The sequence below is a fragment of the Microbacterium sp. NPDC077663 genome (assembly GCF_044542795.1).
Taxonomy (GTDB): Bacteria; Actinomycetota; Actinomycetes; order Actinomycetales; family Microbacteriaceae; genus Microbacterium.
Genome location: NZ_JBITVE010000001.1, coordinates 194,951 through 208,477 on the forward strand (window position 1 = coordinate 194,951; position 13,527 = coordinate 208,477).

The 13,527-nt window shown below is 69.2% G+C and carries 9 protein-coding genes; 5 read left to right on the forward strand and 4 right to left on the reverse strand.

Features of this window, described 5'->3' with window-relative positions:
- Positions 1 to 54: 54 nt before the first annotated feature.
- From ACIGEP_RS00900 to ACIGEP_RS00915, 4 genes are read left to right on the forward strand one after another with little or no spacing between them, the layout of a single operon-like run.
- A complete protein-coding gene (locus ACIGEP_RS00900; RefSeq protein ID WP_396659753.1) occupies positions 55 to 1,980 on the forward strand; it encodes a glycosyltransferase family 2 protein in 1,926 nt (641 codons plus the stop codon).
- Between the two features lie 50 nt (positions 1,981 to 2,030).
- Positions 2,031 to 3,152, forward strand: a complete 1,122-nt coding sequence (locus tag ACIGEP_RS00905) for an NAD-dependent epimerase/dehydratase family protein (protein WP_396659754.1) — start codon at positions 2,031 to 2,033, stop codon at positions 3,150 to 3,152.
- Complete coding sequence (locus ACIGEP_RS00910) at positions 3,149 to 4,960, forward strand: CDP-glycerol glycerophosphotransferase family protein (protein ID WP_396659755.1); 1,812 nt, start codon at positions 3,149 to 3,151, stop codon at positions 4,958 to 4,960. Before ACIGEP_RS00905 ends, ACIGEP_RS00910 begins: the two co-directional genes overlap by 4 nt.
- Positions 4,957 to 5,670 carry a 2-C-methyl-D-erythritol 4-phosphate cytidylyltransferase gene (locus ACIGEP_RS00915; protein WP_396659756.1) on the forward strand — a complete coding sequence of 238 codons (714 nt, stop codon included), beginning with the start codon at positions 4,957 to 4,959 and terminating at the stop codon, positions 5,668 to 5,670. The genes ACIGEP_RS00910 and ACIGEP_RS00915 overlap by 4 nt, the downstream gene beginning before the upstream one ends.
- 7 nt (positions 5,671 to 5,677) lie before the next feature.
- Here ACIGEP_RS00915 and ACIGEP_RS00920 read toward each other — a convergent pair whose 3' ends face one another.
- From ACIGEP_RS00920 to ACIGEP_RS00935, 4 genes are read right to left on the reverse strand one after another with little or no spacing between them, the layout of a single operon-like run.
- On the reverse strand, positions 5,678 to 7,072 hold the full coding sequence (locus tag ACIGEP_RS00920) for an SDR family NAD(P)-dependent oxidoreductase (RefSeq protein ID WP_396659757.1): 1,395 nt from the start codon (positions 7,070 to 7,072) through the stop codon (positions 5,678 to 5,680).
- 53 nt (positions 7,073 to 7,125) lie between these two features.
- Positions 7,126 to 9,510 carry a CDP-glycerol glycerophosphotransferase family protein gene (locus tag ACIGEP_RS00925; RefSeq protein WP_396659758.1) on the reverse strand — a complete coding sequence of 795 codons (2,385 nt, stop codon included), beginning with the start codon at positions 9,508 to 9,510 and terminating at the stop codon, positions 7,126 to 7,128.
- 37 nt (positions 9,511 to 9,547) lie between these two features.
- Positions 9,548 to 10,858: an O-antigen ligase family protein gene (locus ACIGEP_RS00930; RefSeq protein WP_396659759.1), complete on the reverse strand. Its 1,311-nt coding sequence runs from the start codon at positions 10,856 to 10,858 to the stop codon at positions 9,548 to 9,550.
- A gap of 5 nt (positions 10,859 to 10,863) precedes the next feature.
- A complete protein-coding gene (locus ACIGEP_RS00935; RefSeq protein WP_396659760.1) occupies positions 10,864 to 12,264 on the reverse strand; it encodes an O-antigen ligase family protein in 1,401 nt (466 codons plus the stop codon).
- 59 nt (positions 12,265 to 12,323) lie between these two features.
- Here ACIGEP_RS00935 and manA point away from each other — a divergent pair, with 59 nt between their 5' ends.
- A complete protein-coding gene (gene manA, locus ACIGEP_RS00940) occupies positions 12,324 to 13,466 on the forward strand; it encodes a mannose-6-phosphate isomerase, class I (RefSeq protein WP_396659761.1) in 1,143 nt (380 codons plus the stop codon).
- Positions 13,467 to 13,527 lie beyond the last annotated feature (61 nt).

The following is a 13,527-nucleotide window of genomic DNA, read 5'->3' on the forward strand; positions in this document are numbered from 1 at the left end:
CGCCCGCACCGCGAAATCCTGGGCGACGACCCGGCGCGCCCGTAACATGGCCTGGTGATCAAGGTCTCGGTCGTCGTGCCCACCTACAAGACACCTCCCGAGGGACTGGCCCGGCTCATCGGGTCACTGGACCGGCAGACGCTGCCGACGTCGGAGTTCGAGGTGATCTTCGTCGACGACGGATCCCCCGACGACACACTGGAGCGCGTGACCGAGCTCGCAGCGACGCGCCCCCACGTGCGGGTGGAGCCCATCGAGAACTCGGGGTGGCCCTCGAAGCCCCGCAACGTGGGGATCGATCTCGCCCGGGGCGAGTACGTGGCCTTCATGGACCACGACGACGAGCTCTATCCCGATGCGCTCCGCGCGGCGTACGAGTTCGGTGCGGAGCACGGCGCGGACGTCGTGAACGGCAAAGAGGCGCGGACGACGTCGCCGTCGTGGGCGATGGGGACGTACGACCACGACCGGCCGCAGTCCATCGGGCGTCCCGACGTCCACCCGCTGATCCCGATGAACCCGCACAAGATGTACCGTCGCGCGTTCCTCAACGAGCACGGCATCCGCTTCGTCGAGGGCAAGCGCGTGCTGTGGGAGGACATCTTCTTCAACATTCTCGTCGCGAGGCACGCGAAGGTGATCTCGACGTTGAGCTCCGTGCCCTACTACCACTGGGTCACCACGAAGGGGAGCGGCTCCACGACCTTCGTCAAGCACGGTGAGGACTTCTGGCGCTGGCTGCCGAGGGTGTGTCAGGCGGTGATCGACGACCTCCCCGGCGAGGAGAACCGCCTGCAGCGGGAGCAGCTCGAACTGCACCAGTACAGCAACCGGGTCATCGGGGTCTTCGACATGAAGTACGTCACCCGCACTCCGACGCAGCGGGCGTTCATGTTCGAACAGGCGCAGGCCGTGCAGGAGCAGTTCGACTACATCCGCCTCGAGGACAGGATGAACTCCTCCAAGCGGGTGCGCGCCGAGCTGCTGCGCGCCGGCCGTCAGGATCTCCTCGAAGGCATTTGCGTGTCCGACGCCGCCATCCCGGGCTGGTCGCGTGCGACGTCGGTGGAGTGGCGCGGCGGCGTGCTCCACGTCGCGACGGACGTGACCTGGTCGGATTCGAAGGGGAACGAGCCCGCCCTCCGCCGCGAGGGAGACCGTATCCGGAAGGTACTCCCGGACAACGTCCGCGAGCTCGTGAGCGATGATGCGACGGACATGACCGGCGACGTGGCGGCGATCGCGTTCACCCCTCTGGTGAGGTCGCGGCGTTCGCGCATCGCCTGGGAGCTCCCCTCGGCGAGCGATGTGCGTGTCGAGGACGACGCCGACGGCGCCGTGCGGGTCTCCGCCACCGCCGCGTTCACGGTCGACCCCGTCTCCGCGGCGTCGGGCGCTCCGCTCGATCGCGCCACCCACTGGGATCTGCACCTGCATGCCCGCTTCGGAAACAGCTCGACGGACCGCGCCGTCCAGTCGACGATCCCGGCGTCCGTGACGGTCACCTCGGGCCGGCTCCATCTCGTCTACCCCAACGACGGCGGCAATGCGACGATCATCCCCGGCGGTGAGCGCGAGGCGGTCCGCCGACTGATTCCGACCGCCGCCCGGTTCGAGCACGATGGGCTGATCATCGACCTCGCCGGTCGTCACGACGGGGCCGGAAGCGTCGCGTCGGTGGTCTCCGTCTGGAAGCCCGGTGCAGAGAAGGCCTCCGAGGTCCCCGCGCGGCTGGAGGTCGCCGAGGGTGCGGCCCGTCTCATGGTGCCCGGGGTGGGACGCGACACCGTCGAGCTCCGCGTCGGCGATCGAGCTCCCGAGGGACCGGGCACCTGGATGGTGCGCGCGACCGGCGACCGTCGCGTCCTCGAACGGAGCACGCGACCGTCGACGGACGGCGCGCCGGTGCGGGCGTCGGAACCGACACCGACCCTCCGCCGCACGGTCGGCAAGGTCCTCCGCCGACTCGGCATCCGCTGAGGGGTCCGTCGCTCAGGGCCCTCGCGGACCGGTGCCGTAGAATCGGCAAAATGCCTGAACAGACAGTCCGTGGCGACGGATCGACCGCGACGGCTCCCGTCCTCCGTGTGACCGGGAGCGCCACCATCGACGGTGACATCGGCGAGATCATCGGGCAGCCGCTCCCTTGGGAGAAGCTCGCAGGCGCCACGGTCCTCGTGACCGGCGCCGCCGGGATGATCCCGTCCTACGCGGTGTTCACGCTGCTGGGTCTGAACGATGCACGGGATGCCGGAATCACCGTCCTCGCGCTGGTGCGCGACCTCGACAAGGCCCGCCGCCTGATGGGACCGGTCGCCGAACGGGACGACCTCGTGCTGGTGCAGGGCGACGTGCGGGAGCGGATCGTCCTGGACCGCACCGTCGACCTCGTCATCCATGGCGCATCGCCCGCGCGGCCGGCGCTCCACGCCGCCAGCCCCGTCGACACCATCCGCGCCAACGTCACCGGCACCTTCGGCCTGCTCGATCTGTGCGTCGCATCGGAGGGCGCCCGCTTCGTCATGATGTCGTCCGCAGAGGTGTACGGGCAGCGCGTCTCCGATGGATCCCTCGTGGCGGAGGACGAGTACGGCTCGGTCGACATCCTGAACCCCCGCGCCTCGTACACCGAGGGCAAGCGCGCCGCCGAGACGATCGCGGTCAGCTACCACGCGCAGTACGGCGTCCCGATCACGATCGGTCGGTTCGGCCACATCTACGGTCCGGTGATGGCGCTCGACGACGGACGTGTGCAGGCGGACTTCGCCGCCGACGTCCTCGCCGGTCGCGACATCACTCTCAACAGCGACGGCAGCGCGCGCCGCACCTATACCTACCTCGCAGATGCCGTTTCGGGCATGTTCGCGGCGATCCTCCTGGGCGAGGACACGGCGTACAACATCTCCGACCGCGACGGGTTCATCAGCATCCGTGAGCTGGCCGAGGCCTTCACCCAGGCGCGACCCGGGAAGAACCTCCGCGTGCGCTTCGCGGACGGCGTCGACCTCAGCCGGTACAACTCCGTCAAGGGTCAGGGTCTCGACGACGCCCGTCTGCGCGGACTCGGCTGGACCCCCCACGTCGGTCTGCAGAGGGGTCTGGATCGAACGCTCGCCTGGCACGAGGAGCGCGAAGCGGGGGCTCGTCCGTGACCGGCGCCGTCGTGCCCCCGGCATCCCTCGGCCCCGTCGACGCGGTCGAGTTCGTGCGTCCCGCCCCGCCCTTCGACGTCACGGTCGATTCGCTGGTCTGGGAACGGGCGAAGCTGACCATCCGGGTGTCCGTCGTCCAGACCGGTTCCTGGACCCCGCTCGAACCCGAGTGGGGTGAGGTGCCGGCGCCCGCGGTGGACTTCCGGCTCATCGACGGCAAGCGCCGCATCCCGGTGCCCTTCACGGCGGTCGGGCCGGGCGCGTACGAGCTGCACGTCGACGTCCCCACGTTCCGTGATCGTCAGGCGATTCCGAACGGGACCTGGCGCATCGTCATGTTCGCGCACGGCGAGCGGGTCGCACCGGCACGCTTCGACGGCCGCTCGCTGCTCGAACTCGACGAGGGTTCCCGCGTCTTCCTGTACGACGGCAACCGCGCCGTCACGACGGTGTCGTTCGGCATCGCCGAGAACGCCGTCGACCTCGAGCGCCTCGACTTCCTCATGCGGAGCTACCACCTGTTCCGCTCCCGCCCGAAGCCGAAGAAGTTCCGCCCGTTCAAGCGCCTCAAAGCGTTCTTCCTGGGTGCCCCGGCGAAGCAGCGGTATGCGGGGTTGATCTACCAGGTGATCACCCGCACGGTCGGAGTGAAGCCGGGCCGCATCCTCTTCGCCTCCGACCAGCGCGTCCGCATCGAGGGCAACCTCCGCCGCGTGCAGGAGCGGATCGTCGAGCGGGGGCTCCAGGACCGCTTCGACATGAAGTACTCGTTCCGCCTTCCGCGTGCGGGCGGCTGGGGGACGACGCTCCGGATCATCTACCTGCTCGCGACGAGCGAGATCGTCCTGCTCGACGACTACTTCGGCATCCTCAAGAGCCTGCGGATGGACCCCCGCACCAAGGTGATCCAGCTCTGGCACGCGGGTAGCGGGTTCAAGTCCGTCGGATACAGCCGATTCGGCAACCTCGGGTCTCCCAAACTGTGGCACCCGCATCGGCAGTACACCTTCGCCATCACGGGGTCGGAGCACCTGCGCCACGTCTACGCAGAGGCGTTCGGCATCGAGGAGGCAGCGGTCATCCCGACCGGTCTGCCACGCGTCGACTGGTTCCTCGACACGGAGCTGCGCGACCGGTTCCTGGCGAAGTTCGCCACCGAGTACCCCCAGATCGCGGGCAAGAAGGTCGTGCTGTTCGCGCCCACGTTCCGGGGCCGGTCGATCTACACCGCGTTCTACGACTACAGCCAGATCGACTTCGACGCCCTGTACGAGGTGTGCGGCGAGGACACCGTCGTGCTCTTCCGCATGCACCACTTCGTGAAGGATCCGATCGAGATACCCGAGGAGTATCAGGACCGCTTCTTCGATTTCACGCACTATCCCGACGGCCTGAACCTCCTGCACGCGACGGATGTCCTCATCACGGACTACTCGTCGATCATCTACGAGTTCTCGCTACTGGACCGGCCGATGCTCTTCTTCGCTCCCGACAAGGTGAACTATGCGGCCACCCGCGGGTTCCACCGCGACTACGACGAGACCGCGCCGGGACGGGTCGCGAACACGTTCGAGGACGTGCTCGACGCCCTCCGGACCGGCGAATTCGAGCAGGAGAAGGTCGCGGAGTTCCGCCGTCTCAACTTCGACCGCGTCGACACCGGTGCGGCCGATCGGGTCATCGATTGGCTGATCCTCGGCAATCCGAACACCGAGAAGATCACCGAGAGCCCGGTGCCCACCGAGCGTTCCGCCGTGAACACCGCCGAGTCCAGTGAGAAGGACGTCCCAGAAGAGGAGATCGCGTGAACATCGCCATCATTTTCGCCGGCGGGATCGGATCCCGCATGACCTCGGCGACCCTGCCCAAGCAGTTCCTCGAGATCCACGGCACTCCGCTGATCGTCCACACGCTGCAGCACTTCCAGGACCACCCCGAGATCGACCGCATCGCCGTGTCGATCCTGCCGGAGTGGCGCGACCGTTTCGCCCGTCTGGTGGCGCGGTACGAGCTCACGAAGGTGAACTGGATCGTCGACGGCGGCGCCACGGGCCAGGAGTCCCGGCACCGCGCCCTGCGGGCGGTCGCCAACGAGGCACCCGGCGACACCGTCGTCCTCCTGCACGACGGCGTGCGCCCGCTCATCAACGCCGACGTCATCTCGGCGAACATCGAGACCGTGCGTTCCCAGGGGCCGGCGATCACCAGCACGAAATTCAACGAGACGATCATCTCCTCGGCCAGCGGCGCCGTCGACGAGGTCATCCCGCGCGACCACCTCTACGTGGCGCAGGCGCCGCAGAGTGGACGTCTCGACACCGTCCTCGGCGTCTACGACCAGGCCGTGGCCGACGGCGAGAACGACTCGATCGACACGTGCAGCCTGCTGCGACGGTACGGTCACACCCTGTACCGCGTGGACGGACCGCGCTCGAACATCAAGATCACGACCGCGGAGGACTACTACGTCTGCCGCGCGTTCTTCGACGTGATCGAGCGCAACCAGATCGGCGGCTGAGCGGCGGTCAGCCGGCCGCGTTGCGCATCGCCGCGACGTTGACCGTCACGATCTGACCCGTCAGGTCGGATGCCGCGACGTTCAGCGTCACGCGCGCGACGTCGGCGGGGTCGAGGAGGCTGTCGATCGGCTCCTCGCCGAACGCCTGCGTACGCATAGGCGTGCGGGTGCGCTGCGGGTTGATGCAGTTGATCCGGACCCGGGACTCCTCCCACTCCTCGGCGAGCGCCTGCGTGAGGTTCACCACACCGGCCTTCGTCGCGGAGTAGGCGCTGTACCCGGCGCGGCCGCGGGTGTACGAGCTCGAGGTGAACAGCACGACCTGTCCCGCCGTCTCGGCGAGGTAGGGGTGAGCCTCTCTCGCGACGATCGCCGGCGCGATGAGGTTCACCTGGATCGTGTCCTTCAGGTCGCGCTTCCGGCTCTCGACCAGCGGAGCGATCCGCAGCACTCCTGCGGTGACGATGACGGCGTCGATCCGGCCGCTCCGGGAGTACGCCTCGGCGAGTGCGGATCGCACGGCCTTCGCCGAGCGGATGTCGGTGCCCGTCGAGGAGCGGCTGAACTCGTGGACAACGGCCCCGGCATCCGTCGCCTGCTGGACGATGCTCTCGCCGATCCCGTAGCTGCCGCCGAAGACGACCACGGCCTTACCCGACAGATCGGGGACCGTCGTCATGCTCTCGAGCGAGAGGCTCGCGGACTGGAGCTGGAAGAGCTTGTCGGCGATGTGGACGTCGATCGGCTCGGTCACCTTCATGTTCTCGGCCGTGCCGTCGACGACGTAGATGGGGACCTCGGGCAGGTAGGCGAAGACGACACCGCAGTCGTCGGTGGCGCGGAATCCCGGGTCGGTCGCCGCGATCTCGTACGCCTTCCGGATGGTTCCGAGGCGGAAGGCCTGAGGTGTCTGTCCGCGACGCAGCAGCGAGCGGTCCGGGATGGCGGTGATCAGGCGATCGGCGTCGACCTGGATGATCGTGTCGGCCGAGGGGATCGCGGTGTCGACGGCCTCGTAGGTGTCGAGCGCTCGGACGCAGTCTTCGATGATGCGGTCGTCGATGAAGGGGCGAACGGCGTCGTGGAAGAGGACCTTCGTGTCGTCGCCTTCGAGGGCGGCGATCGCCAGCTGCGTCGTGTCGTTACGGGTCTCGCCGCCGGGGAGGATGCGGGTGAGCTTTGCGAACCGGCCGCTGTCGACGAGGTGGTCGAGCTCCCCGATGGCCGCCGCGTTCATCATGATGACGATCTCGTCGATGTGCGGGCTGCTCTCGAGCGCCTCGAGGGTGTGCTCGACGATCGCCTTGCCCGCGATCTTGATGAGCTGCTTGGGGATGCCGAGACCCACCCGGACTCCGATGCCACCGGCCAGGACGACGGCGACGGTGCGGGCTGTGGTCACGGCGAGAGCTCCTCGTGAATCGGTGCGGCGTGCGCGGGCACGCCCGCACCATCCTATGCGAGGGGGTCTGCGGGACCCCGGCCGGCCACGCGGTCGAGCACGAGTCGGGCGATCCGGGCGGTGCAGGGGCGGCCGGTGGTGGCGTTCGTCTCGGCGACCCAGCGAGCGGCGAAGGCCGCTGCATCCGTCGCCGTCGCGGTGTCCGCCGCGACCGCGGCCGCGAGCTCGTCGACGGTCGTGCACACGGGGCCGGGCAGGTCGCTGCGGTAGTCGAGGTAGAAGTCGCGCGTCGCCAGGTATTCGTCGAGGTCGGGGGCGAGGAAGTACGTCGGGATCCCGCGGACGGCGGCCTCGAAGAGGGTCGACGAGTAGTCGGTGATGAAGACGTCGGCGACGGTGAGCATCTCTTGCGTCGAGAATCCCTCGGCGGTGTCGACGGCGCTTCCGCGCAGCGTCATGAGGGGGTGCAGTTTCACCACCACGTGCACGCCGATGGCCTCGAGTGCGGCCACCACGTCGTCGGGGGCGGACATCGCGGTGTCCTCGATGCGGAACGTCGGGGCGAAGACCGCGACGCGGGCGCCGCGGAGGTGCGGGTGCCGGCGATAGATCCGCTCGCGCGTCCGTCGCGTCAGCTCCTCGTCGCGGAGCCGGTCCACGCGGGGGAGGGGAGCGACCACGATCCGACTTTCGTCGGTGCCGAACGCCTCGGCGTAGGGTGCGCGGCACGCCTCCCCGCTGGCGAGCACGAGATCGTAGCCCGCGTGCATCCGCATGGCCGTCGCGAGCCGTTCGTCGCGTCCCTCTCCGGTGCCCAGGATGCTCAGACCGAACTTCTTGAAGGCACCGAGGGCGTGCCAGATCTGGATGACGCTCAGCTCCTCTTTGTGCCGCAGCATGCTCGCGACCATCGAGTAGGTGTCGACGACCAGCACCCGGGCGGTGGCCACGTGGTACATCTGCACCAGCAGGTGTGCGGCGTACCCGATCTTGCGCACGAGGCCCGGCGGGACCATCCGCACGAGGGAGACGACCGTCACCGACGGGTCCATCGCGGCGATCGCCGTGCGCAGGTCGATGAAGTCGTCGGTCTCCTCGGGGTGCTCCCGGCTGATCATGACGACCTTGCGCCGCGTCGGCAGCAGTTTGAGAGGGGCGTAACAGAGGCCGAGCACCGTCCGGGCCACGCGTGCGGCGAACACGTGCCGGCCGATCGGGCCGTCGATGCGGGTCGGCTGCACGGGCGGGTCGTCGAGCATCGCGGGCCGCTCGTGGACCTGCCGGGGCGTGAGGATCATCTCGCGCACGATCCGCTCGGTGGATCGCCCGTCGCACGCCGACATGAACCGCTCTCGGAAGGTCGCCAGATCCTCGCCGGCGCGGGCGTCGCGGATCGCCGCGGCGAGGTCGGCACCGTCGGTCACCAGCGGGCCGGCGAGGTAGTCCTCGAAGGGGTGGTAGAACGAGCGCTCCGCGGCGTAGACCTCCACGTCGGGGCAGAAGAACACCATGGGGCGACCGAGCAGCGAGAACTCGAAGATGGCTGACGAATAGTCCGTGACGAGCACGTCGGCGGCCATGAGGAGCTCGTTGAGCTCCCGCTCCGCGGAGACGTCGAGGATCCGCTCGTGCGACGGGATGCCGGCGGTGGCTCGGGCCACGAACGGGTGCAGCTTCACGAGCACCACCCACTCCTCGCCCAGCTCTTCGATGAGCTCGAGCCACGGCACCCAGTCGACGTCGTAGTGCGCGCTCAGCTGACCGTTGCCGCGGAAGGTCGGCGCGAAGACCGCCAGACGCTGATCCGGTCGGATGCCGAGCCGGTTCCGAACCTCGTCGGCGGTGCGCAAGATGAGCTCGGTGTCGAAGAACACGTCGGTGCGCGGCACACCCAGGGCGTGGACGCGCGCGACGTCCATGTCGAACGCCTCCGCATAATCGGGCCGGATCGCCTCCGAGCTCACCGTGGCATCCGTGTAGTTGCGGTGCGCGACCGAACCCGGGAGCGGTCCGCCGGGAAGCCCTGCGCGGCTCCAGCCCACCTTCTTGTACGCGCCGGCCGCATGCCAGACCTGCAGCAGGCGCGTCTCGGGCCGGATCTGCAGGGGGTAGATCATCGGGTAGTAGTCGTCGAGCACGATGGTCTGCGCGCGCGCGAGCTGCCACGGCAGGCGCAACGAGTCCCGGAGGGGACGCCGATCGGCGAGGCTCGCCTTGAAGATCCCCACGATCGTGGCGTCCGGACGCTGGCGCCGGATCTCGTCGCGCAGGAAGGCGATGTTGCCCGAGAAGCCGGTGCGGGAGTCCGACAGGAAGAGGGTGCGACCGTCCTGCACGCGCGCGAGCCGCGAAGCCAGCGCGTAGAGAGCGATCCACAGACCGAATCGCCACCTCTGCAGGAAAGCGTTCCCTCGCAGGTGCCTGCGAAGCAATCGCACGTGAAACCTCCTGGGTCGTGGCGGGTGTCGCTCGATTCTAAGCCGGTGACCCGAGCCCGAACGCGTCGGGCGCGTCCGGCGCGCCCGCGGGGAGAGGTCGCTCGCGGCGCCATCCCCGGACGAGGGATGCCTGCGTCGCGCACAGGACGAGCAGGAACCACCCGAAGCCGCCGAGGGGCGAGCTCGTCACGATGGAGTCGGAGAGCAGCACGATGATCACGAGCGCGGGCCAGACGTAGACGGTCGAGCGCCGTTCGCTCGCCGTCGCCCACGCGCGGGCGAGCGCGAGTCCGACGAAGGCCACGAGCAGCACGACCCCGACGGCCCCGGCCTGCAGCAGCACGTCCATCCAGACGTTGAGCGCCGACGCATGCGGGCGCCCGGCGACCAGGCGGATGTAGGTGAAGGGGGAGAGGTGATCGGGCCAGGTGCCCACCCAGCCCCATCCCTGCACGGGTCGCAGCGCCGACATGTCGAGGATCGCGTTCCACAGGCGGGAACGGGTGAAGAAGTCGGGTTCCGCGTTCAGCCAGTACACGAGCGGGCGGCGGAAGACGTACACGAGCAGGAGCCCGACGATCACCGCGGCGGCCAGCACGCCCTGGAGGACCGGTCGCACCCGGGCGGGGACGCGACGCAGGATGGCGAGTGCCCCCGTCGCCGTTCCCGACACGATCACCATCCCCAGGACGATCGGCGAGGCGGTGAAGACCGCAAGGATGGCGGCGAGCGTGACCGAGCCGATCGCCACGCCCGCGCTCACCGAGCGGGTCCGCCACTCGACGAGGAAGGTCACCAGCGCGATGATCGTGACCACGCCCAGCACGGTACGGGTCCCGAAGATCCCTTGGACGGGGCCGCCGTCGGCGAGGTTGCCCGCGATGCCGAGGAAGGTGATGGGGAGATCGAGCAGGATGCCGCTGAGGATCTCGAGTCCGAGCGAGACCCCGAGCAGCACGCGCAGGACGTCGCCGGTGGCGCGGACGGTCTGCAGGGTGTCGCGGAACTGCGCGACCACGACGGCGAGGAAGGTCGGTGCCCCCAGCTGCAGCCATCCCGTGACGGTCGCGCTGGCGAAGGCGGACCATCCGGCCGTGATGATCAGCCAGAGTAGGAGCATCAGGAGCGTGGTCGGGATCAACTGGATCAGACGCAGCTCCGCGCGGCGGGCGATCATCATGCCCGCCCCGATGAGGCAGAGGCCACTGAGGACGGCGCCGTATCCAGCGTTGCCCATCAGCTGACGGAGGGCGTGCGTCGAGAACAGCGCTCCGATCGTGACGAGGGTGTAGGCGGCGGCGACGTCGGGTGTCTGCAGCGCGGAGAGCAGCCGGGGGAGCGCGCGCACGAACCTCATGGCTCGGACGGCCTGTCGCCCTGTTCGCCGATGAGACGTTCCTCCGACGGCCCCCGACCCACGAGGGGAGCCTGCTTGATCTTGAACGCGAAGAGGATGAGCAGGAACCACCCCCAGTTCAGCAGCGGGGTCGATTCGGCGAGTCCCTGCACGAGCAGGATCGCGCCGGTCAGGGTCGGAAGGAGCGTCACCGCGGTGTAGGGCCGGTCCGCGACGAGGTCCCACCGGGGCCGGTCGACGGCGAAGAACCACGATCGCCAGATGAAGGCGACATAGGCGGCGGCGATGAGAACGACTCCGACGGCACCCAGTTGGAGGAACACGTCGACCCACATGTTGTGCGCCTGCATGACGGTCTGTCCGTGGTCGACGATCCAGCGGTCGAACGCCGGCTCGGTGGGGATCCAGGGCGTCGAGAAGCCCCATCCGATGATCGGGTGCTCCACGGCCCGTTCGAGGACCTTCTCCCAGATCGACTCGCGTCCGGTGAGATCGCTCGACCGCCCCAGCGCCGTGAACACCGTGTCGCGCAGGAGCCACACTGCGACGAGCCCGCCGACCGCGACGACGGCGTAGACCAGGTAGTAACGGGTGCGCTCGCCGGCTCGGGTCGTCGTCCGCATGACCAGCACGGTGATGAGGACCACGACCACGGCGATCGCCGACACCGTGGCGGTGGCGGATCCCGCCCGGACGAACAGGAACAGCGCGAGGACGATCCAGAGCGCGAGCACGGGCCGACGCGGGGCGCGGGACGCGATCCGGATGGCGAAGACCACGACCGCGAGGAGGGCGACGTAGGCGAGGGCGTTCGCATTGCCGAAGATTCCCTGGATGCGTCCGCCGTCGAACAGGTTGTCGCGCGACCACAGCACGATCGGGTCGTCGACGGGGCCGTCGGGGCGTACGAAGTGCGGCAGGATCGGGCCGTCCCAGATGAGGCTCACCCAGAGCTCGAACAGGATCGAGAGCGCCAGCATCCATTTGAGTGCGGATGCCAGGGCTCGCACGATCTCGCGCCAGGTGAGGACCGCCCCGACGAACAGCGCCCCGACGGTGGTCACGATCAGCAGCGCGACGGTGGCGAGTGTCGCGTCGAACCAGTGCGACCAGAGGAGGGAGAGGACGGCGAAGGTCAGGTAGGCGAGCGCGTACCAGGGCAGACGCCGCCACTGCACGCGGGGGCGGATCAGGGCCCACAGCGCGACCGAGAGGAGGAAGCTGACGATCCCGATGCCCGCGGCGATCTCGATGCCGAACGCGAGAGGCAGCGCCGTCCCCGACAGCGTGATGATCAGCAGGACGATGCACCATCCGCGCAACAGGATGTGGCTCGTCCGCTCGCGCGGCGGGGCGGCCGGCGGCGCCGAGACCGGGTGCGAGGAGTGGACGGCCATGGTGACAGAAGGGTATCGCGCAGCCCTGGACGTTCCGCCGCACGCCCTAGGCTGATCGCGTGCTGGAGACCCTCTCGAACGAGCCCCGCGACTACGCCTGGGGATCCCCGTCCGCCATCGCTGCACTGCAGGGGCGTGTGCCCACCGGTCGCCCCGAAGCCGAGGTCTGGTTCGGCGACCACCCCGGCAGCCCCGCGCGCCTCGGGGACGGCCGGTCCCTCCCCGAAGCGAGGGCGACCGCGGGGGAACCCCCGTTACCCTTCCTCTTGAAGATCCTCGCGGCGTCGTCCTCCCTCTCGATTCAGGCGCACCCCGACCTCGCGCAGGCGCGGGCGGGCTTCGAAGAGGAAGAGGCGGCCGGCATCCCGCGCGACGCCGACGACCGGATCTACCGCGACGACAACCACAAGCCCGAGATCATCGTCGCCCTCAGCGATCCTTTCCGTGCGCTCGTCGGCCTGCGGCCCGTGCCGGAGACCCTGCGCCTGCTCGACGGCCTGGGCGCCGCGGGCGGTGTCGAACGGCTCCGCACCGCACTCGCGGGATCCGATGCGTCGGCCGCCCTGCGCGGTGTCATCGACGAGGTGCTGAGCGGTCGTGCCGACGACATCGTCCGCGATGTGTCGGATGCGGTGGCGGATGCGGCGGTGCTCGGTTTCGAGCAGGAGCTCGACGTCCTCCGCGCCGTCGTGCGGGACTTCCCCGGGGATGCGGGCATCGTCGTCGCCCTCCTCATGAACCTCGTCGTCCTCCGACCGGGGGAGGCGGTCTTCGCGCCGGCCGGCGTCCTCCACGCCTACCAGGACGGCCTCGGCGTCGAGCTCATGGCGGCCAGCGACAACGTCCTGCGCGGGGGGCTGACCCCGAAGCACATCGACGTCCCGGAACTCCTGCGCATCGTCGACACCGAACCCGGACCCGCTCCGCTGCTGGTCCCGGCGCGCGAGGGCGACGGTGAGGTGTTCGACGCCGGGGTCCCGGACTTCCTGCTCTCGCGCTACACGCTCATCGGAGACCCCGTCACCGTCCGGCTCGGTGGCCCCGCGATCGTGCTCGCGGTGTCGGGCGAGGTCGCCGTGGCGGCCGCCCGGCGCGAGCTGACGCTCACTCCGGGCGCAGCCGCCTACGCCCAGGACGAGTCGTCGGTCACCCTGTCGGGCAGCGGCGTCGCGTACCTCGCGCAACCCGGGCGTTCCGCCTGACCGGCGCGACACGCCGGGACCCTCAAGAAGATTCAATCTCGGGTTGAGGGTTTACGATTTG

Coding starts and splice junctions, on each gene's coding strand:
- ACIGEP_RS00905 (WP_396659754.1), top strand. CDS start 2,031: ATGCCTGAACAGACAGTCCGTGGCGACGGATCGACCGCGACGGCTCCC.
- ACIGEP_RS00935 (WP_396659760.1), bottom strand. CDS start 12,264: ATGGCCGTCCACTCCTCGCACCCGGTCTCGGCGCCGCCGGCCGCCCCG.